Source organism: Nioella sp. (genome assembly GCF_965215655.1).
In the GTDB taxonomy this organism is placed as follows: domain Bacteria; phylum Pseudomonadota; class Alphaproteobacteria; order Rhodobacterales; family Rhodobacteraceae; genus Nioella.
In genome coordinates this window covers 507650-531936 of sequence record NZ_OZ244111.1, presented here as the reverse complement: position 1 = coordinate 531936, position 24287 = coordinate 507650, and the positions used below count along the sequence as shown (strand labels likewise).

Genomic DNA, 24287 nt, shown 5'->3' with positions numbered 1-24287 from the left:
AGGACACATGACTCGCGGCGCGATTCTGCAGGCACTGGATGGCACACATCCGACCATCGGGCGGGGCATCGCGATTGCCCTGCAGCTGCTGATCATCGTCTCGGCGGTCGCCATTGCGCTGGAAACCGTACAAAGCCTGCCGACAGAGCTGCGCCGGGTGCTGCTGGTGGTGGAATACAGCGTTCTGGCGATCTTCACGGCGGAATATCTGCTGCGGCTGGCCTGTTCGCCGAAACCCCTGCGCTACGCGGTCAGTTTCTGGGGAATCGTGGACTTCCTGTCGATCGTGCCCGCCATCCTGTTCCTGCTGCCCGACGCCCAGTCCATCCGCTCGCTGCGCCTGCTGCGGCTCATTCGCCTGCTGAAACTGTTCCATGCCAGCCATGCGCTGGATCGTCTGGCCCGTGCCTTCCAGAAGAACCGGGACGAGCTGTGGATCTTCAGCTTCATCGCCCTTGTCGTGCTCTACCTCTCGGCCGTGGGCATCTACCATTTCGAGCATCAGGCGCAGCCCGACACCTTCGGCTCGATCCCTGCCTGCCTGTGGTGGTCTCTGGCAACCCTGACCACCGTGGGCTATGGCGATGTCTATCCCATCACGCTGGCGGGGCGGGCCTTTACCGGGCTTGTGCTGCTGGTCGGGCTTGGGGTGATCGCAGTGCCCGCCGGCCTGATCACAAGCGCCCTGCTGGAGGGCGATCTTGAGGATCCGATAACGGATCTCGACCTAGAAACAGAATACGAAACAGACACCAACAAGGAGACCTGAGAATGAAGACACTCACCAAGATCATGGCAGCCAGCGCGCTGTCGCTCGGCCTTGCCGCGCCGGTACTGGCGCAGGACGATCCGACACAGGTCGGCTTCATCTATGTCGGTTCCATCGGCGATCTCGGCTGGACCTATGAACATGACCGCGGCCGTCTGGCCGTGGAAGAGCATTTCGGCGATGCCGTCGAAACCAGCTATGTGGAAAACGTGCCGGAAGGCGCGGATGCGGAACGCGTGCTGACCCAGATGGCCCTGTCGGGTGCCGACCTGATCTTCACCACCTCTTTCGGCTACATGGACCCGACCAATGCCGTGGCCGAGCGGTTCCCGAACGTGCGCTTCGAACATGCCACCGGCTATCGCCGCGACCATCCGAACGTATCCACCTATTCGGCCCGCTTCTATGAAGGCCGCGCCGTGATGGGCCATATCGCCGGGCACATGACCGAGTCGAACATCGTCGGCTACATCGCCTCCTTCCCGATCCCCGAAGTGATCCGCGGCATCAACTCGGCCTTCATTCACGCCCGTGAAGTGAACCCCGATGTCGAATTCCGCATCGTTTGGGCCTACACCTGGTTCGATCCGGCTGTCGAGGCAGACGCCGCACAGGCGCTGATCGACCAGGGCGCAGACGTGATCATGCAGCACACCGACTCCACCGCGCCGATGACCGTGCTGGCGGAGGCAGGCGCCATCGGCTTCGGTCAGGCATCCGACATGTACCAGTTCGCCCCCGCCCCGCGTGTGTCTGCCATCATCGACGATTGGGCCCCCTACTACATCGCCCGCACCCAGGCGGTCATGGACGGCACCTGGGAAAGCACCGACACCTGGGACGGCATCGGACCGGGCATGGTTGGTATCGGTGAAATGACCGACGCGATCCCGGAAGAAGTCCGCGCCTCTGCCCAGGCCATGGTCGAGGCCATTGCCGCTGGCGAATACCACCCCTTCACCGGCCCGCTGAACCGTCAGGACGGCTCCGCTTGGCTGGCCGAAGGCGAAGTGGCCGATGACGGCACGCTGGCTGGCATGAACTTCTACGTCGAAGGCATCACCGGCGACGTGCCGAACTGATCTTCGTGCGACTGATTTCGGAAAGGCCCGCCCCGGTGGCGGGCCTTTTTCTTAGCTCGGATGCCGGATAAACGGGGAATAGCTGTGGCTGTCAGGCTTCAACCGCCCGTCTGCATCGAAATCCGCATCCGCGTTGAACCGCATCAGGGGCCGGTCCGTCAGACCGTCAAGCAATGCCCGCTGGCCGTCCAGAACCCCCGTCAGTCGCGCCCGCAACATCAGGTCCTCTGCGCCCTCGAAATAGCCATGCACCCCGTGCACAATCTCCGGCTCATAGACCTCGATTCCCAGATACCGCAGCGTCTGCGCCACGGGCCACAGCAGCAGGCGGATATCGCCCTCTTTCCCGTCCGGCCCGCATTCCGCGGCGCTGGCCCCCGTGGTCGCACAGAACAGAGCCCGCTTGCCCCGGCACAGCCCGGCATCGAACCGCGCGTCCACACTGTGCAGCCCGCCGTGCACCAGAACCCGGTCGAACCAGCCTTTCAGCACCGCGGGCGGCGCGAACCACCAGATGGGGAAGTGGAATATCACCAGATCGGCGGCCCGGATCTTGTCGATTTCTCCCGCCACATCAACAGGGATCTCACCGGCCTCTGTCGCCTCTTCCTGCGCCTTCAGCGGGTCAAAAGGCCGGCCCTCCGCATAGCCGGGGAAATGCGGCCGACCCTCCACGGCATCGAAGCGCATGGCGCAAATGTCGCTGACCAGCACGTCCTGCCCAAGCGACCGGCAGGCGCATGCGCTGGCCTCGGCCCAGGCCCCGTTGAACGACCCCGGATCGGGATGCGCCAGAACGATCAATGTGGTGGTCATAGGCTCCCCCGCCCGTTGCGTCGCCCGAACCCTAGCCCGGCTCCTGCCCCGATGACAGCCCCGCTGCATCTGCCCCCTTGCCTGCGCCGACACGCCATGTCACGCATCTGCCATGACATATGATTTCCTCATCATCGGCGGCGGCATTGCCGGAACCTCCGCAGCGGCGCGCCTGTCGCATCTGGGCACAACCCTGTTGCTGGAGGCCGAAACCAGCCTCGCCTATCACGCCTCTGGCCGCTCGGCGGCGCTCTTTGAATCGCAATATGGCCTGCCCGCCACGGTGCAGTTGAACCTCGCCTCGCGCGACTATCACATGACCGCGAATGGCGGCGTGCTCAGCCCACGCGGTCTGATGTTCCTTGCCGGTCCGGGTGAGGAAGACACGCTTGCGCAAGATACTGCCGATATGGGCCTGACCCCGATCACTATCGACGAGGCCATGGCGCTGGTCCCGGCACTGAACCGCGACCACCTGCGCGGCGCGGCGCATCATGAGGACGCCTGGGACCTCGACACCGATCTTCTGATCGGCAATTTCGTCAAGGAAATGCGCGGCAATGGCGGCACGGTGAAAACCGGCAAGCGGGTTGAGGCCATCACCCGCACGGATGGCATCTGGCAGGTCAGCTCGGGCAGCGATACCTATGAAGCGCGCCAACTGGTCAACGCCGCCGGGGCCTGGGTCGACATCATCGCCAAAATGGCCGGGATCACCCCAATCGGCATTAGCCCCCTACGCCGGTCCATGGCGCGGATGCCTGCACCGGGGGGCTATGATCCGTCCGGCTGGCCGATGCTGATTGGCGCTGGTGAAACCTGGTATGCCAAGCCCGATGCGGGCAAGTGGATCGTCTCGCCCGCCGAACAGGACCCGGTTGACGAACCCCACGACGCATGGGCCGATGACATGGTGTTGGCCGAGGGCATCGCCCGCTATCAGCCCTTCGTGACCGAGGAAGTGACCCGCGTCGAAACCACCTGGGCGGGGCTGCGCAGCTTCGCCCCCGACCGGACGCTGGTCCTGGGCCGCGATCTGCGGGAACCCGATTTCATCTGGTGCGCAGGGCAAGGCGGCTACGGTTTCCAGACCGCGCCCGCCGCCAGCCAGTTGCTGGCCGATGTGGTCGCAGGTCGCACGCCGGACCTGGACGCGGACACCGTCGCGGCGCTCAGCCCCGCACGGTTCGGATGACCCGCAGGCTGACCCTGCCGGACGCGCCCTCGGCTGGCACAGACAAGCGCATGTCCGCGCCCTCTGCCCGGCGCAACATGGGCCCGATCCTTGAGGTGCTGCGCGCCCATGCCCCCACCGAAGGCCGCGTCCTGGAAATCGCGGCGGGCACCGGGGAACATGCGGTGGCCTTCTCCCGCGCCTTTCCCAGTCTCGACTGGCAACCGACCGATCTGGACCCCGAAAGGCTGGCCTCGATCGAGGCGTGGCGGCAGGCCGAAGGCCCCGCCAACCTGCGCCCACCCGTCGAACTGAACGCCGCCACCCCCGGCTGGCACGCAACCCATGGCCCCGCCGACATGATCCTGCTGGTGAACCTGCTGCACCTGATCGCGGACACAGAGGCCGAGGCGGTGCTGAGAGGCATCGCAAAGGCCCTCACCCCCGGCGGCAAGGCATTCCTCTATGGCCCGTTCCTGCGCGACGGCGAAACGACCAGCGACGGCGATGCCGCCTTCCATGCCAGCCTGCGGGCGCAGGACCCCGCCATCGGCTACAAGGATATCGCCTTGGTCCGCGACCGCCTGTCACCGCTGAGGACCGAAACGGTGGAGATGCCCTCCAACAACCTCATGGTAATTGTCAGCGCCAATTGATCCCGGTCAAGGCGCGGCCCCTGCCAACCTGTTCTGACAGGCCGAAAGAATAGCAGGAGACCGCCATGAGCTGGATGGAAAAACGCGACGAAATGCACGGGCAGCTGCGCAAGCTGAACAAGGCAATCCCCGAGGTGACAAAGGCCTTTGCAGGGGTCAGCGCGGTGGTGAAAACCGATGGCGCGCTCGATGTGAAAACAAAGGAGCTGATTGCCGTGGCCATCGCGGTGGCCGACAGCTGCGAGCCGTGCATGAATTTCCATATCGAGGTGCTGATCCGCGCCGGTGGCAGCCGTGAGGAACTGGGCGAAGCGCTCGGCATGGCGGTGCAGATGGGCGGCGGCCCGGCACTGATGTATGCGGCCAAGGCGATGGATGCCTATGACGAGCTGCACGCGGCCCTGTCCCCCCAAGCCGCCGAATAACCCCCTTCCGCCGATCCGGCCCGCGACACCCGAATCGGGTTCCCCGACGGCGGCATCTGTGCTGACCTGATCGGGTCACGGGATTTAAGAAAGGGATTACCATGTCGATCATGCGACTTTTGCAGCAGGCGCAGGGCGGTCAGGGTCTGGGGCAGCTTGCCTCTCAGCTTGGGCTGGACGACGCGCAGGCCGAAAGCCTGACATCGCTGCTGGCCCCCGCCATCGGGTCGGCCGCGCGCCAGCGCGCGGAAAGCGGCGGGCTTGGCGATGTGCTCGGGCGGCTGCGCGGACAGGATCAGGCGGGGCTCTTCGACGATGCCGAAGCGGCGGCCAGTTCCGACGGTCAGGCGCAGGGGCGCGATTTCCTGTCGGCGCTTCTGGGCGGGCAAGAGGCCGCAGATGGTCTGGCGGACGAAGCCGCCGCACGCTCTGGCGTGGACCGCGATCTGGTCAGCCAATTCCTGCCAGCGCTCGCCGCAATGGCGCAGGGCGGGCTGCAACGGCAGATGCCGGACGACCAGATTGACGCGGCAGAAGAAGAGGCGCAGGGCGGCGGGCTGGCCGGGATGATCGGCGGTCTGCTCGGCGGTGGCGGGTCAAGCCGCGGTGGCGGGCTTGGCATGCTGAACGATCTGCTTGACGCAGATGGCGACGGGTCTGCGATGGACGACGTTCTGGGCCGGTTCCTGCGCCGCTGAGAGATTTCGCTGCGCAGTGTCGCGCGCATCGACCCGCGCGGCCCTGACGGGCGGCGTGGAACGCCCCTGCAAGGGCATTGGGCCGGGGCATGCCTGACGGCATCCCCCTTCCCCACATGTGTCAGGACAGGGCCAACACCAGGCACGACCCGGCGCAAAGCAAAGCCAGCGGGACGCCGTGCAACCGTTCCAACCCTCGCGCGCCGAAGAGATTGGTCAGAACGCTCAGCCCGAAGAGCCCGGCCAGCCCCCAGAGGACAGGGCGCAACCAGCCCTCCGGAAACACCGGCGCGATCACTCCGCCGGTCTCGGCGATTGCCAGCAAGCCGAGCAGCGCCAGCAGAACGGACAGGGCGCTCGCCACCCGCAGGCCCTTCGGCAGCACCCGCGCGGCCCCGCCCCAGGCCAGGTGCCCAATCGGCGCACCTGCTGCCAGCGCGATCTGAAAGAGCGTCAGCCAGCCGAAGGCCACCAAACCAATCACCACCGCCGCCGTTGCCATGCCGATCCCCCGTAGCAATCACTGAACGTCCAGTTTGGCCGAGCAGCCGCCCGATGGAAAGCCCAGCCTTATGTATCAAGCGCACCAAGCGTGCAGAAGAGGAGTTTATGAAATGACTCCACAACCTCCATGCGGTGAGGCATGGTCTTGCCATGTGGAGATTTGTTTCAACGGCACTGCTGGTTATTGTGCTGATCCCGATGGGGACCATCTACCGGCAAAACATAGAAGAGTGGGCCGCTGGCCAAGGAATGAACCGCTTACTGTCGGAGGGGTCCGGTGTGTTTGTTGATAGTTCATTGGGGCCACCATTATTAGCTTTGTTTTTTGTACTGCTTGGAAGTACAGGAGCGTTGTGGCTTCAGCACTTCTTCAAGTCAAAATTTCCGCCAAAGTTTACAATCAAAAAAGAAGTTGTGAGTGGGAAAATCTTCCGACATGATAAGCTTATAATTGATGGAAAGTCTTTTCAAAACTGTCAGTTTAACGGCGTAAAGCTTTTGTACAATGGCACGGGCGCTTACGACTTCATTGACTGCTCTTTTGGTGATTTTTCTATCGGCAGCGATACTGAGGCTGGCCGCGCTGCTTTTCAGTTGTACAAGCTTATCGAGCAGTCTGGACGACCAATTATATTCGAAGATCAAAAGACCCAATCGCCACTAAAGACTGAAGTAGGAAAGCCGCGCTGAACTTGCCTCGCAATAGCTTGTTGTGAATGCTCGTCGCTCCGGCGCAACCTGATAGTGGGCCAGGGCAGCAACACCGCGCATGTCCAGCAGCACGTCTGCTTGCTTGCCTTGCTGACCACCCTGCTTTCTCAGCGCCAAAAGCGCGTTATCTATGGTCTTGTTCTGCATGGGGGCAGGGTGATTCAAATGGACCGAAATGTCAGCTAGATTGTTGATGCATTTGATACATGAGGCCAGGAGATCATGCTGCGGCTGGCTCGAACTCGTACCCCCACGGCACATCGCCGCGTGTCGGGACACAACAAAGAAAGACCCGCCGGTCGTGCGGGTCTTTCCAATCTCTTACCGATCGCCCCGCGCCTTAACCCTTGGCCGCGTTGCAAAGCCGCGTCTGCACGGGGGGTGTACAGGGGGTGTACGCCCGGTGCACGGGTGGCACCCCCGGTTAACGCGTCTCAGCCGTCCTTGCGGATGGTCTCGTTTTTCGGGTCATAGGGGCTGTCGCAGGTCACGACCGCATCCCACAACTGATCGAGCATCTTGACCTTCAGCTTCGTGCCTTCCACGGCCAGATCGGGGGTGACGTAACCCATGCCGATGGACTTGCCGAAGGCCACCGAATAACCGCCCGAAGTCAGGCGGCCAACCCGCTCGCCTTCCGGCGTGTATAGCACTTCGCGTCCCCAGGGATCGGCATCCTCCGGCCCGTCGATCAGGACGGTGCAGCACTTGGACCGGATGCCCTTGGCCTCCATCTCCGCCTTGCCGTTGAACTCTTTGGACAGGTCCACAAAACGCGGCAGGTCGGCTTCCAGTGGCGTCGCGTCGCGGCCCAGTTCGTTGCCAAAGGCACGGTAGGATTTCTCCTGCCGCAGCCAGTTCTGCGCGCGCGCGCCAACCAGCTTCATCCCATGCTTTTCGCCAGCTTTTTCAAGAAGATCAAACAGATAGTTCTGCATCTCGATCGGGTGATGCAGTTCCCATCCCAGCTCACCGGTATAGGCCACGCGGATCGCATTGACCGGGCACATGCCCAGTTCGATCTGGCGGGCCGAGAGCCAGGGGAAGCGCTTGTTGGACAGGGCGGTTTCGGGATCGGCGTCCTTGATCACCTCTTTCAGAACGTCGCGCGACTTCGGCCCGGCGATGGCGAAAACGCCCCACTGGGTGGTCACGTCCTGGATCTCGATATAGCCGAACTCCTCCATCTTGTCCTCGGCCGCCTTGCGAAGGAAGTCGGCGTCATACTCGGTCCAGGCCCCCGCGGAGACGAGGTAGTAATTGTTCTCGCCATTGCGCACGATGGTGTATTCGGTGCGCGTGGTGCCCGCACTTGTCAGCGCGTAGGTCAGGTTGATCCGGCCCACCTTCGGCAGCTTGTTGCAGGTGAACCAGTCGAGGAACGCGGTTGCACCGGGGCCCTTGACCACGTGCTTGGTAAAGGCGGTCGCGTCGATCAGGCCCACGCCTTCACGGATCGCCTTGGCCTCCTCCACGGCATATTGCCACCAGCCGCCACGGCGGAAGCTGCGGGCGTCATGGTCGAAGGTCTCAGGCGCGTCGAGCGGCCCGTAATAGTTGGGGCGTTCCCAGCCATTCACAAACCCGAACTGCGCGCCGCGCGCTTTCTGCCGGTCATAGGCGGGCGCGGTGCGCAGCGGGCGGCAGGCTTCACGCTCTTCGTCCGGATGATGCAGGATGTAAACGTGTTCGTAGCATTCCTCGTTCTTGCGCGCGGCGAACTCGGTGGTCATCCAGTTCTGGCTGTAGCGCTTGGGGTCGAGGCTGGCCATGTCGATCTCGGCCTCACCGTCGACCATCATCTGGGCGAGGTAGTAGCCGGTGCCGCCAGCCGCCGTGATCCCGAAGGAAAAGCCCTCGGCCAGCCACATGTTGCGCAGGCCCGGTGCAGGGCCGACCAGCGGGTTGCCATCGGGCGTGTAGCAGATCGGGCCGTTGAAATCGTCCTTCAGGCCGGATTCGGCGCAGGAAGGAACCCGCTCTGCCATCGCCATGTACTGGTCGGCGATCCGGTCCAGATCGAGCGGGAAGAGGTCGGCGCGGAAGCTGTCCGGCACACCATATTCAAAGCGCGCGGGCGCGCCGTGTTCGTAGATGCCCAGAATCCAGCCGCCGCGTTCTTCGCGGGCGTAGGATTCATTATCGGCATCGCGCACGACCGGGTGCTCGGGGTTGCCGGCCTCACGCCATTTGACCAGCTCGGGGTCCTTGTCCATGACGATGAACGTGTGCTCCACCGGGATCGCGGGCATCTTGATGCCCAGCATCTTGGCGGTGCGCTGTGCGTGGTTGCCCGAGGCAGTCACCACATGCTCGGCGGTGATCACGACCTGTTCGTCGGAGGGCACGAGGTTGCCGCCCTTTTCCACCATCTTGGTGCAGGTCACTTCCCAATGGGTGCCATTCCAGTGGAAGGCATCGGCCTGCATCTTGCGCACGATCTCCACCCCGCGCTGTCGGGCCCCCTTGGCCATCGCCTGGGTCACGTCGGCGGGGTTAATATAGCCGTCCTCGGTATGATAGATCGCGCCCTTGAGGTCGGACGTCTCAATCAGCGGCCAGCGTTCCTTGATCTGGTCCGGCGTCAGCCATTCGTATTTTACACCGCAGGTCTCGGCGGTCGACGCGTAGAGCATGTATTCATCCATGCGCTCCTGCGTCTGCGCCATGCGCAGGTTGCCAACGACGGCAAAGCCCGCATTCAGACCGGTTTCCTCTTCCAGCGTCTTGTAGAAATCAACCGAGTACTGGTGGATATGGGTCGTCGCGTAGCTCATATTGAAGAGCGGCAGCAGACCGGCAGCGTGCCAGGTAGAGCCGGAGGTCAGCTCATCACGTTCCAGCAGCATGACATCGTCCCAGCCAGCTTTGGCAAGGTGATAGGCGATCGAGGTGCCGACGGCACCGCCACCGACGACAAGGGCTTTGACTTGGGTTTTCATTGGGCGCGACTCCGGGCCAGATTTTCTGCCGGTAATGTGCCGAATTGCGCAGGTCGGTGCGAAGGCCAGCCGACCAGATAACGCGAGAATCCGACACGCGCCCGGGTTTTTCGCGACATGCCGTGCCTATCTGGCTGTGTTACCGACCGATCGCCGTGCCCGGATGACCGCAACGATCATATAAATAAGCCCGGCGCCAAGGCCGATCATGCCTGCACAATAGCTGGTGTTGTGCATCAACCCAGCTCGAATGAATCCAGGCACATCCGTGACGCCGGGCGGGACGCGGAAATGGTGAAACTGTGCGGGGTCGACCGGCACAAACAGGCTGGCCACACCGAGCGCAAACGTGATCCCAACGATCAGCAGGGACGCCCGCAGAAAGGTGCGGACCATCTGCCGCGTTGTTGGCATGGCCAGGGAAATGGCGGCGATGGGCACGCCAATCACTATCCCCATCCACCAGCTTGCCCGCCAGCCGACGATGGCTGCGCCAACCCGGAATGGCAGTGCCTCGGCGATGTTGAACTGGGGGAACTTGAAAGCATGGAAATAGTCGGGACCGACCGTATAGCTGATCTGGTTGTGAACCACTCCGTAGAGACCCGCCAGAAGGCAGGCGAAGGCAATCAGGACCGGTAGGACGACAAACCTAGCCATGACCGCAACGCGCGCCGGGAAATCCTTCCCGAAGGATTTTCAAACCGGTCCAAAATTCTTCTGGAAGAATTTTGCGGCAGGAAGAAAATTCTGGAATTTTCTTCTGATTGCGCGTGGTCACAGCATGCTCGGCACGACCAGATCGGGCGGCCGGTGGCCATCGTCAAAGGTCTTGATATTGATGATGACCTTTTCGCCCATCTCCTCGCGCCCTTCCAGCGTGGCCGAGCCCATATGCGGCAGCAGCACCACGTTTTCCAGCTCGCGCAGGCGCGGGTTCACGTCCTTGCCATGTTCGAACACGTCGAGACCCGCCCCGGCGATATCGCCGGACCGCAGCATTCGCGTCAGGGCGTTTTCGTCGATGACTTCCCCGCGGGAGGTGTTCACGATCACCGCCGTGGGTTTCATCAGCTTCAGCCGCCGCGCGTTCATCAGGTGAAAGGTCGAGGGCGTGTGCGGGCAGTTGATCGACAGGATATCGACCCGCGCGATCATCTGGTCGAGGCTTTCCCAATAGGTCGCCTCCAGATCCGCCTCGATGTGCTCATGCAGACGACGGCGATTGTGATAGTGCACCTGCATCCCGAACACCGCCGCGCGCCGGGCCACGGCCTGGCCGATCCGGCCCATGCCCAGAATGCCGAGCCGCTTGCCGCCGATGCGCCCACCCATGAAGGCCGTGGGCGACCAGCCCTGCCATTTGCCAGCCTGCATTACCGCCAGACCCTCGGGGATGCGGCGCGTGACGGCAAGGATCAGCGCCATGGTCATATCGGCGGTGTCCTCTGTCACCACACCGGGCGTGTTGGACACGAGAATGCCCCGCTGGCGGGCGGTGTGCACGTCGATATGATCGACGCCCGCGCCATAATTGGCGATGAGCTTGAGCTTATCACCCGCCTGCCCCAGCAATCCGGCGTCGATCTGGTCGGTCACGCAAGGCACCAGCACATCGGCCCGGCCCATGGCCGAGACAAGTTCCTGCCGGGTCATCGGGCGATCATCCTCGCGCAGTTCCACATCGAACAGTTCCGACATCCGCGTCTCGACCGCCTCGGGCAACCGTCGCGTTACGACAACACTCAGCTTCTGACCTGGCATCCCGTCTTTCCCTTTTTCTGGCATTTCAGCCCTTGCCGTGACACTCTCTCATCCTAGGCAGGGGTGCAAGACACAGCACCCCAACAGCGACAAAAACACCGATCAAGACCGCGAAACAGCGGCACAGGTGCGGGCAGGCAGTGCAGATGACGAAGCGCAAGATATCGGGCGTGATCCTCGCGATGATTCTGGGTCTGATGGCCACGGCCGCCACCGCGCAGGAGGCCGAGGCGCGCGGTCCCGTGACGGGGTTCCCCATTCCTCGCTATGTCTCGATCCAGGCGTCAGAGGCTTTCGCACGGCGCGGACCCTCGCGCAGCCACCGCATCGACTGGGTGTTTCAGCGCCGCAACATGCCGATGCAGGTGGTGGCCGAACATGAACACTGGCGCCGGGTCATCGACCGCGACGGGGCGGGCGGCTGGATGCATTATTCGCTGCTGTCGGGAATACGCACCGCGATTGTCGAGGTCGACATGCTGGAACTGCACCAGAGGCCCGACCCGGCCTCTCCCGTTACCGCTCAGGCTGAGCTTGGGGTGATTGCCTTCCTCGATGAATGCAACGGCAGCTGGTGTCGCCTGAACGTGGGCGGCCATCGCGGTTGGGTGCCGATGGACACACTTTGGGGCGTCGACCCCGGAGAGGTCTTCGACTAACCCGCCCGGCGCATCAGCACCAGAAAGCCGGGGATCAGCAGCAAGAGCAGCGCCACGAAGCCGAAGGACATCCGCAGGCCGAAACCTTGCGCGATGAAGCCCATGATCGGTGGACCGATGAAGAAACCGAAATAGCCGATGGTCGTGACCCGGCTGATCACATAGGCCCGCGCGTCATCGCTGGCCAGTCGGCCCGCCAGCGCCAGCAGCATCGGTGCGATGGTGGACACTCCAAGCCCCAGAATGGCAAACCCGGCATAGGCCACCAGAGGCACCGGGGCGATGGCCGCCAGCAAGGCTCCACAGGCGGTGACCAGCGCGCTCCAGAACACCACGCGGGTTTCCGACAGGCGGCCCACCACCAACTGACCGGTGAAACGTCCGATTCCCATGGTCAGGCCAAGCATCGCGGGACCAAGCGCGCCCTCGGCCGCACCGCCACCCAGGGTGCGTTCCACATGCAGGGCCGACCAGCCCTCGGTCGCGTTTTCCGCAAGGAACGCCACCAGCACGATCAGCCCGCCCCACAGCACCACGCCGCCAAAGCGGCCACGTGCGGCCTTGGCCGTGCCATGGGTTTCCGCGCCATCCCCCGACATCATGAACGCCGAGGCAATCAGCGTCAGCAGCCCAAGCGTGGCGAAGACCGGCGCGGGCGGCAGCCCCGCCTCTCGTGCCAGACCCGCGGATATGGCAGAGGCTGCGTAAGCAAAGGAAAACATCGCGTGATTGAGGTTCATCAAGGATGCCCCGAGGCGCGATTCCGTGCGCGACAGGCGGGTGTTCATCACCACGTCCTGCAATCCCGACCCGGCCCCGGCAAAGAACATCAGCGCCGCGAAAACCGGCACCGACGCAACCCACATCGGCGCCTGAAACGCCAGCGCCAGCAGAACGGACGCAAGCGACACGGCATAGCGCCCGAACCGCGCCGCGAAGATGGGCGCAGACAGCATCGCCGTCACCGCACCCGCCGCGGTGACCAGCATCGCAAGGCCGAAGGCGCCGTCGCTTGCCCCGATATGGGCCTTGATCTGCGGCACATAGGCGGCGAAAGCACCCCAATAGATGCCTTGCGCCGCAAAGGCCGGCAGGTCATGACGGGACAGGGAAATCGCGCGCAGGATCAGCATGACCGGGCGATTGTCACGGGCATTGCTTCAAAGCAAGCTCCAAAGCGCGGATTCATCGCGCAATGCCCCTTTCCAAACCCGCAAGGCTCGTCTATAGGCACGGCCTCAACCGGGCGGACACCCTTGGAGGCCGCCCTTTATCATATGGAGAATAGCTATGGCTGCAGAGATTAAAGATCTCGTCGCCGAGGCACGGACGGGGACAGGCAAGGGGGCCGCTCGTCAAGCACGCCGCAACGGTATGGTGCCCGGAGTTGTCTATGGCGGTGGTTCGGACCCCGTCTCGATTCAGATCCCCTTCAACGTGTTGCTCAAGCACCTGAAAGCAGGCCGCTTTCTGGCGCAGCTCTTCAACCTCAAGGTTGAAGGCCACGAAGATGTGCGCGTGATCTGCCGCGGCGTTCAGCGTGACGTCGTGAAGGACCTGCCGACCCATGTCGACCTGATGCGCCTGCGCCGCACCAGCCGCGTCAACCTGTTCATTCCGGTTGAGTTCGTCGGCGAAGAGGTGGCCCCCGGCATCAAGAAGGGTGGCGTTGTCACCGTGGTGCGCCCGGAAGTCGAACTTCGCGTGACCGCAGGCGACATCCCGGAAAAGATCACCGTTGACCTGTCGACCCTCAACATCGGCGACGTCGTGACCATTTCCGACGTGACCCTGCCAGAGGGCGCACGCCCGACCATCGACCGCGACTTCGTGATCGCCAACATCGCCGCCCCCTCGGGTCTGGCGCGTGGCGGCGATGATGACGAAGCCGAAGGTGAAGAGGGTGAAGCCGAAGAGGCAGCCGCAGAGGAATAATCCTCGCGGTCCACTGATCGGACCTGAAATGGCGCGGCCTGTCCCCACCGGGATGGGCCGCGTTTTCTTTTGGTCTAGCCTTTGCGCCTGACCCGCCGAAACCCCAGGACACGCCCGCGTGAGGTGGCCGGGTCATAGGTCAGGCCTGAATCCGACATGCAATCCACGATCCGTTTGATCACCCTGTCGGAATATCGGGGTGGGTGCAGTTCCAGTACCATAAAGCGCATCTCGGGGTTCCAAGGCTGGTCGAACAGTCTCTCTTCCGCGCCTTCGATATCCATCATCACCAGTTCTGGCCGATGGTCATACAGCAAGCTTTCCAGGCCAAGGCTCGGAACCTCGACAATCTCATCTTCTGGTGCCCCGGATCGCGCAAGGCTGGCCCCCAGGATGGCGCGCGGGACCTGGAACGCGACGTTGCCGCCGCCCTCGCCCTGCTTCACGGCACCGTGCATCAGCCGGATGCCCCCTTGCCCGTTGCGGTCAAACGTATCGCGCAGCACCGGCAGCAAGGCCGGGTTTGCCTCGACACTCAGCACGTTTTCAGCCCCCGCAACCCGCGCCGCCAGCACGCTGATCACCCCAAGACCCGCGCCAAGATCCAGCACCCGCATGCCCGGCCCGACCCGACACTTCGCGGCGGCGATTTCATCTGCCTCATAGCTGCCATCGGCCAGCCGCGCCGCAAGCGCCTTGGTGATCAGCACCTCGGGCAGGTCAAGCGTAACGTCGTGAAGGGTGAATACCGGCATCTGTCCCCAATTCGTTGATCCCTCGCCCCGTCATGCCTATAGGACTGAGCAAGCGATTTGAATGCGAGGATGCCATGAAACTCTGGGTCGGCCTTGGAAACCCCGGTGCGAAATACGCGGGCAACCGGCACAATATCGGCTTCATGGCGCTGGACCGGTTGGCCGAGGATCACGGGTTTTCCCCATGGCGCAGCAAGTTCCAGGCCAGCCTGAGCGAAGGCAAATTCGGGTCAGAAAAAGTGTTGCTGCTGAAGCCCGAGACCTTCATGAACCTGTCGGGCCAATCCGTGGGCGAGGCGATGCGCTTCTACAAGCTGGAGCCAACGGACATCACCGTTTTCCATGACGAACTGGATCTTGCGCCGGGCAAATGCCGCGTCAAGGCGGGCGGCGGGCATGCGGGCCATAACGGGCTGCGCTCGATCCATCAGCATATCGGCCCGCATTACGACCGGGTTCGGCTTGGCATCGGCCATCCCGGCCACAAGGACCGGGTTGCGCCCTATGTTTTGTCGGATTTCGCCAAGGCCGATCAGGACTGGCTAGATGACCTTCTGCGCGGCATTTCGGATGGCGCACCGGAGCTTGCCAAGGACGACACAGGCCGGTTCATGAACGCGGTTGCCCTGCGAACTGCGCCGCCCCGCTCCTCAGGCAGCGACAAGCCCAAGCAGGCCACCAAGCCAGCAGAACCCGAGCCCCCGGCAGAGCCCGACGACGACCGATCCGCCCTGCAAAAACTGGTGGACCGGTTCCGCTAGCCCTTCGGCTGACGTTGGGTAAGGATTGCCGCGCGTCGCGCTGCCATGTTCTGCTGATCCACAGCCAAAAGGGGGCCTTTCATGCGTCGTCGTATCATCAGAGTTCTGGTTCGCATCCTTCTGATCTTCGTGGTCGTAACAGCGGCAGCAGGCTGGTACATGCGCGAGGAGATCCAGCGGCTTTGGGCGGTGAATTCGCTGTTTGATGCTGACCGCATCGTTGAGAACTTCAGCAACATGGACGCGGCGTTTCTGACCGTAGAGGTCCCGCGCGGATCCGGTCCCGCCAGCCCGATGCCGGAAGGCGAGCCCGCAGACCTACCAGCCGAGGTGGCAGATTGGATCGAGGAGCGCGCGGTCACCTCGCTGCTGGTACTGCAGGACGGCCAGATCCGCCACGAAAGCTATCACCTTGGCACCGCGCCCACGGATCAGCGGATTTCCTGGTCGGTCGCCAAAAGCTTCCTCTCGGCGCTGATGGGCACGCTGGTTGATGACGGCACGATTCCGGAACTGGGCGCGCAAGTAACGGAGTATGCGCCGATGCTGGCAGGCTCTGCCTATGACGGTGCGACGATCCTCGACGTGCTGCAAATGTCGTCCGGCGTGACCTTCGACGAGGACTACCTGGACTACAATTCCGACATCAACCGCATGGGCCGCGAGATCGCCCTTGGCGGTACGCTGGATGGCTTCGCCGCGGCGCTGACGGAAACCGACCGCCCGGCGGGCGAAGAATGGCAATATGTCTCGATCGACACCCATGTGATCGGCATGGTGATCCGGGGCGCGACGGGACGGGATATCCCCTCGCTTCTGTCAGAACGGATCATCGCGCCGCTCGGGATGGACAGTACGCCCTATTACCTGACCGATGGCGAGGGTGTCGCTTTCGTGCTTGGCGGCATGAACATGACCACCCGCGACTATGCGCGATTGGGGCTGCTGTTTCTGAACAATGGCGATTATGGCGGCCAGCAGATCCTGTCCGCTGATTGGGTTGCGGCCTCGACCACGGCTTCGGCAAATACCGCGCCGGGCGAAATTGGCTATGGCTACCAGTGGTGGATTCCCGTCGGGTCCGAGCCCGGCCAGTTCATGGCGCGGGGGATCTATGGGCAATATGTCTATGTCGATCAGGTCAATGGTGTGGTCATCGCCACAACCGGCGCGGACCGGCAATTCCGCGATTCCGGCGTGAACGAAGAGAACGTCCGTATCTTCCGGCTGATTTCTGAAAGCCTCGCTCCGCCAGCGCCAGGCCCTGAACCCGAGGCTGAAGCTGAACAGGAGGACAGCCAATGACCCCCATGGATGCCCCGGTAAACGTGTTGGGCGGCGTGTTGCAACCGTGTTCCACCGCCCCCCTGACGGGATTCTTCCGCGATGGTCATTGCAACACCTGTTCCGACGATCATGGCAGCCACACGGTCTGCGCCGAGATGACGGCGGAGTTCCTCGCCTATTCCAAATATGTGGGCAACGATCTGTCCACGCCCCGGCCCGAGTTCGGATTTGCGGGGCTGAATCCGGGCGATCACTGGTGCCTCTGCGCCAGCCGCTTTTTACAGGCCCATGATGAAGGCTGCGCGCCAAAGGTTCGGCTGGAGGCTACCCATGCCCGCGCGCTGGACATCGTGCCCCTGGATGTTCTGAAGGAAATGGCGGCGACCTGACCTATTCGGCTGCGATCCGCACCCGGTCGTCCACGTCCAGAAGATCTTCGATAAAGAGGCTCAATAGCTGAGGCCGACCGCTGACGCCTGCCTTGCGATAGATCGCGTTGGTCTGTGCCTTGACCGTGCCTTCGGATGTCTGGCGCAAAGCGGCGATTTCCTGGATCGACATGCCCTTTATCGCAAAAAGCGCCACGTCGCGTTCCGCCGGGGTCAGGCCCCAATCGTCGAACCGTTCCGCCATCACATCCATGAAGGCCCCTGATGCGGCCTTGAGTTTCTGCTCGACAATTGCCGTGCGCCGCATGGAGTTGCGCAGAAAGATCGCGCCGATGATTGGCCCGATGATCAGCCCGATGGTCGCGCCGATTTCCATCAACTCGCGGGTTTGCCAGCTGATCGGACGGGCGCGGACATTGAATATGGTCAAAACAATCTCGGACACGAAAAAGACCGAGCAGACCAGTTGCACAATGAAAACAGCCGCAAGAAGCAGCTTACCCTTTGTCACGCAGCTGCCCCTCCTGGCGCTGCGAGCCATCAGTCATCGTCATCGTCATCGTCGTCATCTCCGCCCCCTCCAGAGCCGCTGTTGTCGTCGTCATCGTCGTCATCGCCCGATCCGCTGTTGTCATCATCGTCATCGTCGTCGCCGCCGCCCGAGCCACTGTTATCTTCGTCGTCGTCATCATCATCATCGTCGCGATCATCATCACGATCATCATCGTCGTCGTCATCGTCGTCACCCGAGCTTTCCGACACGGATGACGGCAAAACCCCGCCACCGCCTGAGTGGTCATCTTCGATTTCCCAGTAATCGCGCAGAATCTCGCCGGTTGTCGGATTGAAGATGATCTCGCGTTCGCGGCCCGGCCCTTCGGCCTCGATGCGGACGCGCCCAAGCCAGGTGCGTGTCACATGGATGCGCGCATATCCCTGCGCCTGAAGCTGAGAGATGATCTGGGCCTCGATGTCCTGCGCCCAGACTGCTCCGGTTCCTGCCGACAGGCAGAGTGCAGTGGCCATCAAGAGGCGCGAGGGTTTCATCTGTTTCGTCTCCTTGGTTGAAATGGCTCTGCCCCGCGTGCGTGGGGGGGAATAGCGGGGCAGAGCGAGGTCCGTCTATCGGCAACAGGAGAGCACACCGATCTCCTGAAGGGAACCTAAAGCCGATATCGGTCCTTAGTGGTCGTCGTTCACGTCATCGCTGCCATGGCCGCCGTGATCGTCGTCATCATCATCGTCATCGTTGTCGTCATCGCGGTCGTCGTCATCGTCGTCATCGTCGTCATCATCACCGTTTCCGTGGCCGCTGTTGTCATCATCATCATCGTCGTCATCATCGCCACGGCCATCACGATCATCGTCGTCGTCATCACGATCATCGTCGTCGTCATCGTGATCATCGTCGTCGTCATAGGCCGGGCCGGTTTCGGTTTCGATCACATTGCCATTGGTGTCATACGTCGTTTCGGTTTCGATCCCTCCCGAGACCACCTCTTCGCGGATAAGGTTGCCGTCGCGGTCGAAGGTCCGCTCAACCGAGCCGTCGGCACCGGTGGCCTCGATCCTGTAGCCGCCATTGCGGATCTGCACCTCAATGCGCATGTAGCCTGCGTCCTGCAGTTCGGCGATGGCCGCATTCACGGCGTCATTCGAGGTTTGGGCAGAGAGTGTGGTGGTCGACAGCAGAACCGCCGTCACGGAAGCGGCAAGGATGGATTTCGGGGTCATGGATCATCTCCTGTTGATTTTGTGTCAAGGACGAACCGGGGCCGCTGCCACCGATCCGATGACCCGACAAAAGCACCGCGGATGCTTGATGCATATTTGACCGCCGTTTATCCCGTGGTCCATAAACCGCCGGTTCAGGGGCCTAAACCTGAGGTATAAACAGGCTGACCCGCCCGGTTTTCACCGGACGGGCCGTGTTTTCTGAAGCTTGCGCCTAGTCCCGAAGCTTCACAAGGTCGGTCATGAGACCTTCGGTCCCGTTGTGGACCGTAAGCCGCTCGACCTTGCCCGCGATGGACTCCAACGCCTCAAGCTCTTTCAATCGCAACATGACGGGGTTCTCCGCCATGACCTTCGCGGTGTTGAGCAAGGACCGCGTGGCGTTGGTTTCCTCGCGCCGGCGGATCACGTTGGCCTCGGCCTCTTTCTGGGCGGCGACAACCCCGTTGAGGATGTCGCGCATCTCGCCGGGCAAGATCACGTCTTTCAACGCGATCTCACCCACCTCGATCCCGATCCCCGCCATCTCGGCGCGGACCTTCTCGGCAGCCTCGGCATCGACCATCCCCTTTTCGGCCAAGAGCCGATCAAGTGTCATCGCCCCGAGCGTCTTGCGAAACGCAAGTTGCACGGCCCGGTGAAGCGCCTCGTCATGGTCGCGCACGGCGGTCACGGCCATCACCGCATCCGTTACGCGGAATACGGCGGTCAAGTTCACCCGGATAGACACGCGGTCCTTGGTGAGGATCTCTTGCCCCGTGACCTCCTTGGCCTGCCAGCGCATATCGACCTGGCGCACGGTGTGCTTGCGCCCGAAGATCCAGAACCAGTGGGTCCCGGGATCGAGCACTTTCACAAGCCGACCCTCGGTGAAAAGAAGGGACACGCGCCCCTCCTCGACCGTGGTCACGTTGATTTGCGCGTCCAACCGCGCCCGCTCAAGCCGGCGGGCAAGGGCCGGATCGAGCATCACCTCTGCGGCCATGTCGAACCGCTCGACGGTCCAAGGCCCTGCGTCGGTCCAGAAGAGCGCGTGCTGTTCCGGAGCCACAAGGTCGGTGACGATCCCCTCTCGGGTGATCACGGCCACCTCATCCGGGCCGGTATGGACCTCGGTGAAATGGGCCTCGACCAAGTCGGCCCGATCCCGGCGCAAAGGCGCGGCGAGCGGGGACACGAACCGGGGGGAGGAGAGATCAAACCGTTCGGTCTGAACGTCCTGCATGTCGATCCAGTGCTCACCGGGGCCGAGGATCTGGTCGATCTTCCCCTTGGCAAGCACGAGGGTGCGGGTGTTGACCGGAACGAGCAATCGCCGCTGGTTCCGGAGGGCTTTCAAAATAGACATGTCAGGTCTCCTTCTATTGTCGTGTCTATCGTCGTCGTCGCAAAGCGCGATCTCCTTGGGTTGGGTGGGTTGCACGGGTCTGACCCGTGACAGGTGTGGGCGAGAGGCGGGATTGCCCGTCGCGGGAATGGGGTGGGTCCGAGACCGGTCCTGCCATACCCCCCGGGCGGAGAGGGGCGGAGCGGCAGATCGCCGGTGTCGCGGAACGCCTGCTCGATTGGCAGGGTCTGGCGACAGCAGGCGGGTCTGCATCTCATCCCTCCCGGCGCAGGGCCAGGACGAGCGGTATCCGTCCCCTCCGAACACGTCGGAGGATCAGGCCACCCCTCGCAGAGCGACCCCGGACCCCTATGTTGCGAACCACTCACGTGGCTGGTTTAGCGAACCAGTGCCCACTTCGGGCGTTTGAGGAGCGAAAAGCAGGAATTGAACCTGCGCCACTCGGAGTTACAGTCCGATGCTCTACCAACTGAGCTATTTTCGCGTGACGTTTGGCTTGTCACGTTGGCACCTGCCCCGGTTTCAGGCCCTGGCATACGGGGATCGGCAGCGCCGCCCGCACCGGAGGGGTGATCACCCCCTGCCGCTAGGGCCAGCCCGTCGGCTGGTGAGGGCGGGTGATAAGGGAGCGCCCCCGAGTCGCTCAACATGTTATTTGGTGTAACAAATACACCGTGACGAATGCGCAACATTATTGCGGGGCCGCGCAACAAATGAAAAGGGCGCCCACTGCGGGGCGCCCTGTTCTGTCGGTCTGACCGGGGTCAGGCTTTCGCGATGTTTCAATCCGCCTCGGCCATCTCGAAACCCAAATGTTTCGCCACCGTGAAGATATCCTTGTCGCCACGCCCGCACATGTTCATGCAGATGATGTGGTCCTTCGGCAGGTCAGGCGCGATCTTGATCACATGGGCCAGTGCATGGGACGGCTCCAGCGCCGGAATGATCCCCTCCTGCTCACAGCAAAGCTGGAAGGCCGCGAGCGCTTCTTTGTCGGTGATCGAGACATATTTGGCGCGGCCGATTTCATGCAGCCAGCTGTGTTCGGGGCCGATACCAGGGTAATCGAGACCCGCCGAAATCGAATAGCCTTCAAGGATCTGGCCATCGTCATCCTGCAGCAGATAGGTGCGGTTGCCGTGCAGAACGCCGGGACGCCCGCCGGTCAGCGAGGCGCAATGTTCCATGTCGGCGTTCACACCTTTGCCGCCTGCCTCCACGCCGATGATCTCGACCGATTTGTCGTCAAGGAAGGGGAAGAACAGGCCCATGGCGTTCGACCCGCCGCCGATCGCGGCGATGATCGTATCGGGCAGACGGCCCTCGGCCTCCTGCATCTGGGCCTTGGCTTCCTTGCCGATGATCTGCTGGAAATCGCGGACCATGGCGGGGTACGGGTGCGGACCGGCCACAGTGCCGATGCAGTAGAACGTGTCGCGCACATTGGTCACCCAATCGCGCAGGGCATCGTTCATGGCATCCTTGAGCGTGCCGCGACCCGAGGTCACCGGCACCACTTCGGCCCCAAGCAGGCGCATGCGGAAGACGTTGGGTTTCTGCCGCTCCACATCATGCGCGCCCATGTAGACCACGCATTTCAGCCCGAACTTGGCGCAGACGGTGGCGGTGGCAACGCCATGCTGACCGGCGCCGGTTTCGGCGATGATCCGGGTCTTGCCCATGCGGCGGGCCAGGATGATCTGACCCAGCACGTTGTTGATCTTGTGCGCGCCGGTGTGGTTGAGCTCATCGCGCTTCATGTAGATCTTGGCGCCGCCCAGATGCTCGGTCAGGCGGCTGGCGAAATAGAGCGGGCTGGGTCGGCCGACGTAATGCGTCCAGAGATCGTTCATCTCGGCCCAGAAACTGTCATCGGTCTTGGCGTGTTCGTATTGCTTCTCCAGTTCGAGGATCAGCGGCATCAGCGTTTCCGACACGAAACGCCCGCCGAAATCGCCGAAACGGCCGTCTTCGTCGGGGCCCGTCATGAAGGAGTTGATCAGGTCTTCGGCCATGGCGGTCATCCTAGCTGAGGTATCTGACCGTTCCTATTCGAGCAAAGACCCGGGGACAAGAGCGGGCGGCACAAAGGCGTTTCGAAAGACGCTGCTATTGCCTACCGACAGAACAGCCTTTCGAATACCGCGACACAGGTCCGAGGCTCGAAGAAGGGCGATTGGGTTGCCACCGTCGCGAAGAGATAGCGATTCTCGTAATCGAAGGAGATCACCCCTTCGATCAGCCGTGCGCAGTTCGCGGGCGTCACCTGACAGGCTGCAAGGGCCGTCTGCGCGGCGCCATTATCAGCCGAGATGATCGAGCCATCGGCGATTTCGGCGGCAACCATGTCACGGTAAAGCTCGCGCACCTCTTCCACCGAAGGGCGGGTCGCATAGGCGGCGCCTGCTGCGGCGATCAGGCCATAGATGACCAGTTTTCCAAGGAACCCCATCAGTCCTCCAGTGCCTGCGCAAAGCGCTTCATAATACCGGCATCCTTCAACCCCGGTGCGCTTTCCACACCAGACGACACATCGACCTGTTTTGCCCCGGTCAGGCGCACGGCCTCGGCCACATTGTCCGGCGTCAGCCCGCCTGCCAGCATCCAGGGCCGGCTCCAGTATTTCCGCTCCGCAAGCAAACGCCAGTCGAAGGCCAGCCCGTTTCCGCCCGGCAGATCGGCCCCTTTCGGCGGTTTCGCATCGATCAGCAGCTGGTCGGCGACCGTCGAATAGACGTCAATTGCCGCCAGATCGCCGGCCTCCGCCACCCCAATCGCTTTCATCACCGGCAGCCCGTAGCGCGCCTTGATCTCGGCCACCCGCTCGGGGCTTTCGCGCCCGTGAAGCTGCAACATGTCCAGCGGCACGCGGGCGGTGATGGCATCAAGCGTGGCGTTATCCGCATTCACCGTGAGCAGCACCTTGGCCAATCCGGGAGGCACCTCGACGGCAAGGGCCGCCATCGGCTCGATCTCCAGATGCCGGGGCGATTTGGCGAAATGAACAAATCCCACATAGCGCGCGCCCGCATCAAAAGCGGCGGTGACATCCTCGGGCCGGGTCAGCCCGCAGATCTTGACGGCAATGGACATGGGCGCGCGTCAGTCTTCCAGAAGGGCGAGGACCTCGTCCTTGCCCCGGTTGGCTTCACCGCGCAGGCTCTGCACCTCGCGGGCCAGCTGGTCGCGTTCCTTGCGCTGCGCCTTGGCTTCGGCCCGCTGCTTGTGCTCGCGGAACCATTCCCAGACGAAGCCGATCAGCAAACCGGCCAGAATGCCCCCTAGAATCACGAGGAACAGAGGCAGGGTGATCGCGTAGTTCCAGTTCACCCATTCCGCCAGATTGTGAGGCAGCACGGTCAGCGTCACCGGCTCGACATTGGCGAGCGAAACCAGCACCAGCGCCACGCCGATGACAGCCAAAAACAGGTATTTGATGTATTTCACCGTTCAGGAACCTTCCAAACCGTTCAACCTGTCGCGCAACAGCTTGCCGGCCTTGAAGAAGGGAACGTGTTTCTCTTCCACGTGGACACTCTCACCGGTGCGCGGATTTCGTCCAATCCTCGCATCCCGCTTCTTCACGGAAAACGCGCCGAAACCGCGCAGTTCCACGCGGTCGCCGCGCGACAGTGCCCCGATGATCTCTTCGAAAATTGCACTGACGATCATCTCGACCTCACGAAGGGTGAGGGACGGATTTTCGTCAGCCAGCTTTTGGATCAGTTCCGAACGTATCATCCAAACCCCCTGGCCGCGGTTTCCTGATACCGGACTATAAGCGCAAAGCGGCCTTGGGGGAATTGAAAAGCCGTTGAAAATCCGGGGGAATTCGGCGGAACTTCGGGGCAACGCGCAGCATATTGCCCAAGTTTCGC

The 24287-nt window shown here is 62.6% G+C and carries 28 protein-coding genes and 1 tRNA gene; 11 read left to right on the top strand and 18 right to left on the bottom strand.

Annotation, left to right across the window (positions count from 1 at the left end):
• Nucleotides 1–7: 7 nt before the first annotated feature.
• Both ACOOEX_RS02700 and ACOOEX_RS02695 read left to right on the top strand, forming a co-directional pair.
• On the top strand, nt 8–769 hold the full coding sequence (locus ACOOEX_RS02700; protein ID WP_420397016.1) for an ion transporter: 762 nt from the start codon (nt 8–10) through the stop codon (nt 767–769).
• Nucleotides 770–771: 2 nt separating this feature from the next.
• The gene (locus ACOOEX_RS02695) at nt 772–1851 is read left to right on the top strand and encodes a BMP family ABC transporter substrate-binding protein (RefSeq protein ID WP_420397015.1); all 1080 of its coding nucleotides are present in this window, start codon (nt 772–774) and stop codon (nt 1849–1851) included.
• A gap of 51 nt (nt 1852–1902) precedes the next feature.
• Here the strand turns inward: ACOOEX_RS02695 and ACOOEX_RS02690 are convergent, their stop codons facing one another.
• Nucleotides 1903–2667 (bottom strand): NAD(P)H-dependent oxidoreductase, encoded by a 765-nt coding sequence (locus tag ACOOEX_RS02690; protein ID WP_420397014.1) that lies wholly within the window; start codon nt 2665–2667, stop codon nt 1903–1905.
• Nucleotides 2668–2779: 112 nt separating this feature from the next.
• On the opposite strand from ACOOEX_RS02690, the gene ACOOEX_RS02685 reads away from it, so the two are divergent.
• The 4 genes from ACOOEX_RS02685 (at nt 2780) to ACOOEX_RS02670 (ending at nt 5620) form a co-directional block, all read left to right on the top strand.
• A complete protein-coding gene (locus ACOOEX_RS02685) occupies nt 2780–3862 on the top strand; it encodes an NAD(P)/FAD-dependent oxidoreductase (RefSeq protein ID WP_420397013.1) in 1083 nt (360 codons plus the stop codon).
• Nucleotides 3859–4497, top strand: coding sequence for a DUF938 domain-containing protein (locus tag ACOOEX_RS02680; protein ID WP_420397012.1), 639 nt, complete (start codon nt 3859–3861; stop codon nt 4495–4497). The genes ACOOEX_RS02685 and ACOOEX_RS02680 overlap by 4 nt, the downstream gene beginning before the upstream one ends.
• A 65-nt stretch (nt 4498–4562) precedes the next feature.
• Nucleotides 4563–4922 (top strand): carboxymuconolactone decarboxylase family protein, encoded by a 360-nt coding sequence (locus tag ACOOEX_RS02675; RefSeq protein ID WP_420397011.1) that lies wholly within the window; start codon nt 4563–4565, stop codon nt 4920–4922.
• A gap of 101 nt (nt 4923–5023) precedes the next feature.
• On the top strand, nt 5024–5620 hold the full coding sequence (locus tag ACOOEX_RS02670; protein WP_420397010.1) for a DUF937 domain-containing protein: 597 nt from the start codon (nt 5024–5026) through the stop codon (nt 5618–5620).
• Between the two features lie 121 nt (nt 5621–5741).
• Here the strand turns inward: ACOOEX_RS02670 and ACOOEX_RS02665 are convergent, their stop codons facing one another.
• The 5 genes from ACOOEX_RS02665 to ACOOEX_RS02645 all read right to left on the bottom strand — a co-directional run bounded on the left by ACOOEX_RS02665 (nt 5742) and on the right by ACOOEX_RS02645 (nt 11541).
• Entirely contained in the window at nt 5742–6122 is a 381-nt protein-coding gene (locus tag ACOOEX_RS02665) for a hypothetical protein (RefSeq protein ID WP_420397009.1), read from the bottom strand.
• A 630-nt stretch (nt 6123–6752) separates the two neighbouring features.
• On the bottom strand, nt 6753–6827 hold the full coding sequence (locus tag ACOOEX_RS02660; RefSeq protein ID WP_420398314.1) for a hypothetical protein: 75 nt from the start codon (nt 6825–6827) through the stop codon (nt 6753–6755).
• Between the two features lie 442 nt (nt 6828–7269).
• Nucleotides 7270–9777, bottom strand: coding sequence for a GcvT family protein (locus tag ACOOEX_RS02655; RefSeq protein ID WP_420397008.1), 2508 nt, complete (start codon nt 9775–9777; stop codon nt 7270–7272).
• A gap of 126 nt (nt 9778–9903) precedes the next feature.
• Nucleotides 9904–10371: a hypothetical protein gene (locus ACOOEX_RS02650; protein ID WP_420397007.1), complete on the bottom strand. Its 468-nt coding sequence runs from the start codon at nt 10369–10371 to the stop codon at nt 9904–9906.
• A gap of 183 nt (nt 10372–10554) precedes the next feature.
• On the bottom strand, nt 10555–11541 hold the full coding sequence (locus tag ACOOEX_RS02645) for a 2-hydroxyacid dehydrogenase (protein ID WP_420397006.1): 987 nt from the start codon (nt 11539–11541) through the stop codon (nt 10555–10557).
• Between the two features lie 146 nt (nt 11542–11687).
• Between ACOOEX_RS02645 and ACOOEX_RS02640 the strand changes: the two genes are divergently transcribed.
• Nucleotides 11688–12200, top strand: coding sequence for an SH3 domain-containing protein (locus ACOOEX_RS02640; RefSeq protein WP_420397005.1), 513 nt, complete (start codon nt 11688–11690; stop codon nt 12198–12200).
• Here ACOOEX_RS02640 and ACOOEX_RS02635 read toward each other — a convergent pair.
• Entirely contained in the window at nt 12197–13333 is a 1137-nt protein-coding gene (locus tag ACOOEX_RS02635) for an MFS transporter (RefSeq protein WP_420397004.1), read from the bottom strand. The two genes, ACOOEX_RS02640 and ACOOEX_RS02635, sit on opposite strands and share 4 nt — an antisense overlap.
• 157 nt (nt 13334–13490) lie before the next feature.
• Here ACOOEX_RS02635 and ACOOEX_RS02630 point away from each other — a divergent pair, with 157 nt between their 5' ends.
• Nucleotides 13491–14135 carry a 50S ribosomal protein L25/general stress protein Ctc gene (locus ACOOEX_RS02630; protein WP_420397003.1) on the top strand — a complete coding sequence of 215 codons (645 nt, stop codon included), beginning with the start codon at nt 13491–13493 and terminating at the stop codon, nt 14133–14135.
• Between the two features lie 74 nt (nt 14136–14209).
• Here ACOOEX_RS02630 and ACOOEX_RS02625 read toward each other — a convergent pair whose 3' ends face one another.
• The gene (locus ACOOEX_RS02625; protein WP_420397002.1) at nt 14210–14890 is read right to left on the bottom strand and encodes an FkbM family methyltransferase; all 681 of its coding nucleotides are present in this window, start codon (nt 14888–14890) and stop codon (nt 14210–14212) included.
• Between the two features lie 74 nt (nt 14891–14964).
• On the opposite strand from ACOOEX_RS02625, the gene pth reads away from it, so the two are divergent.
• The 3 genes from pth to ACOOEX_RS02610 all read left to right on the top strand — a co-directional run bounded on the left by pth (nt 14965) and on the right by ACOOEX_RS02610 (nt 17327).
• On the top strand, nt 14965–15651 hold the full coding sequence (gene pth, locus ACOOEX_RS02620; protein WP_420397001.1) for an aminoacyl-tRNA hydrolase: 687 nt from the start codon (nt 14965–14967) through the stop codon (nt 15649–15651).
• Between the two features lie 81 nt (nt 15652–15732).
• A complete protein-coding gene (locus tag ACOOEX_RS02615) occupies nt 15733–16956 on the top strand; it encodes a serine hydrolase domain-containing protein (RefSeq protein WP_420397000.1) in 1224 nt (407 codons plus the stop codon).
• A complete protein-coding gene (locus ACOOEX_RS02610; protein WP_420396999.1) occupies nt 16953–17327 on the top strand; it encodes a DUF2237 family protein in 375 nt (124 codons plus the stop codon). The genes ACOOEX_RS02615 and ACOOEX_RS02610 overlap by 4 nt, the downstream gene beginning before the upstream one ends.
• Before the next feature lies 1 nt (nt 17328).
• On the opposite strand, the gene ACOOEX_RS02605 is transcribed toward ACOOEX_RS02610, so the two are convergent.
• From ACOOEX_RS02605 to ihfB, 10 genes are all read right to left on the bottom strand, one after another.
• Entirely contained in the window at nt 17329–17838 is a 510-nt protein-coding gene (locus ACOOEX_RS02605; RefSeq protein WP_306047228.1) for a helix-turn-helix transcriptional regulator, read from the bottom strand.
• Nucleotides 17839–17867: 29 nt separating this feature from the next.
• Nucleotides 17868–18374, bottom strand: a complete 507-nt coding sequence (locus tag ACOOEX_RS02600; protein ID WP_420396998.1) for a PepSY domain-containing protein — start codon at nt 18372–18374, stop codon at nt 17868–17870.
• A gap of 135 nt (nt 18375–18509) precedes the next feature.
• Nucleotides 18510–19061, bottom strand: coding sequence for a hypothetical protein (locus ACOOEX_RS02595; RefSeq protein WP_420396997.1), 552 nt, complete (start codon nt 19059–19061; stop codon nt 18510–18512).
• Nucleotides 19062–19275: 214 nt separating this feature from the next.
• Nucleotides 19276–20409, bottom strand: coding sequence for a slipin family protein (locus ACOOEX_RS02590; RefSeq protein ID WP_420396996.1), 1134 nt, complete (start codon nt 20407–20409; stop codon nt 19276–19278).
• Between the two features lie 411 nt (nt 20410–20820).
• Nucleotides 20821–20893, bottom strand: a tRNA-Tyr gene (locus ACOOEX_RS02585).
• Between the two features lie 298 nt (nt 20894–21191).
• Nucleotides 21192–22424: a tryptophan synthase subunit beta gene (trpB, locus tag ACOOEX_RS02580; protein ID WP_420396995.1), complete on the bottom strand. Its 1233-nt coding sequence runs from the start codon at nt 22422–22424 to the stop codon at nt 21192–21194.
• A gap of 101 nt (nt 22425–22525) precedes the next feature.
• Complete coding sequence (locus ACOOEX_RS02575) at nt 22526–22861, bottom strand: hypothetical protein (RefSeq protein WP_420396994.1); 336 nt, start codon at nt 22859–22861, stop codon at nt 22526–22528.
• Nucleotides 22861–23502: a phosphoribosylanthranilate isomerase gene (locus ACOOEX_RS02570; RefSeq protein WP_420396993.1), complete on the bottom strand. Its 642-nt coding sequence runs from the start codon at nt 23500–23502 to the stop codon at nt 22861–22863. Before ACOOEX_RS02570 ends, ACOOEX_RS02575 begins: the two co-directional genes overlap by 1 nt.
• Before the next feature lie 9 nt (nt 23503–23511).
• Nucleotides 23512–23856 carry a LapA family protein gene (locus tag ACOOEX_RS02565; RefSeq protein ID WP_420396992.1) on the bottom strand — a complete coding sequence of 115 codons (345 nt, stop codon included), beginning with the start codon at nt 23854–23856 and terminating at the stop codon, nt 23512–23514.
• Between the two features lie 3 nt (nt 23857–23859).
• Nucleotides 23860–24150, bottom strand: a complete 291-nt coding sequence (ihfB, locus tag ACOOEX_RS02560) for an integration host factor subunit beta (protein WP_420396991.1) — start codon at nt 24148–24150, stop codon at nt 23860–23862.
• Between the last annotated feature and the right edge of the window lie 137 nt (nt 24151–24287).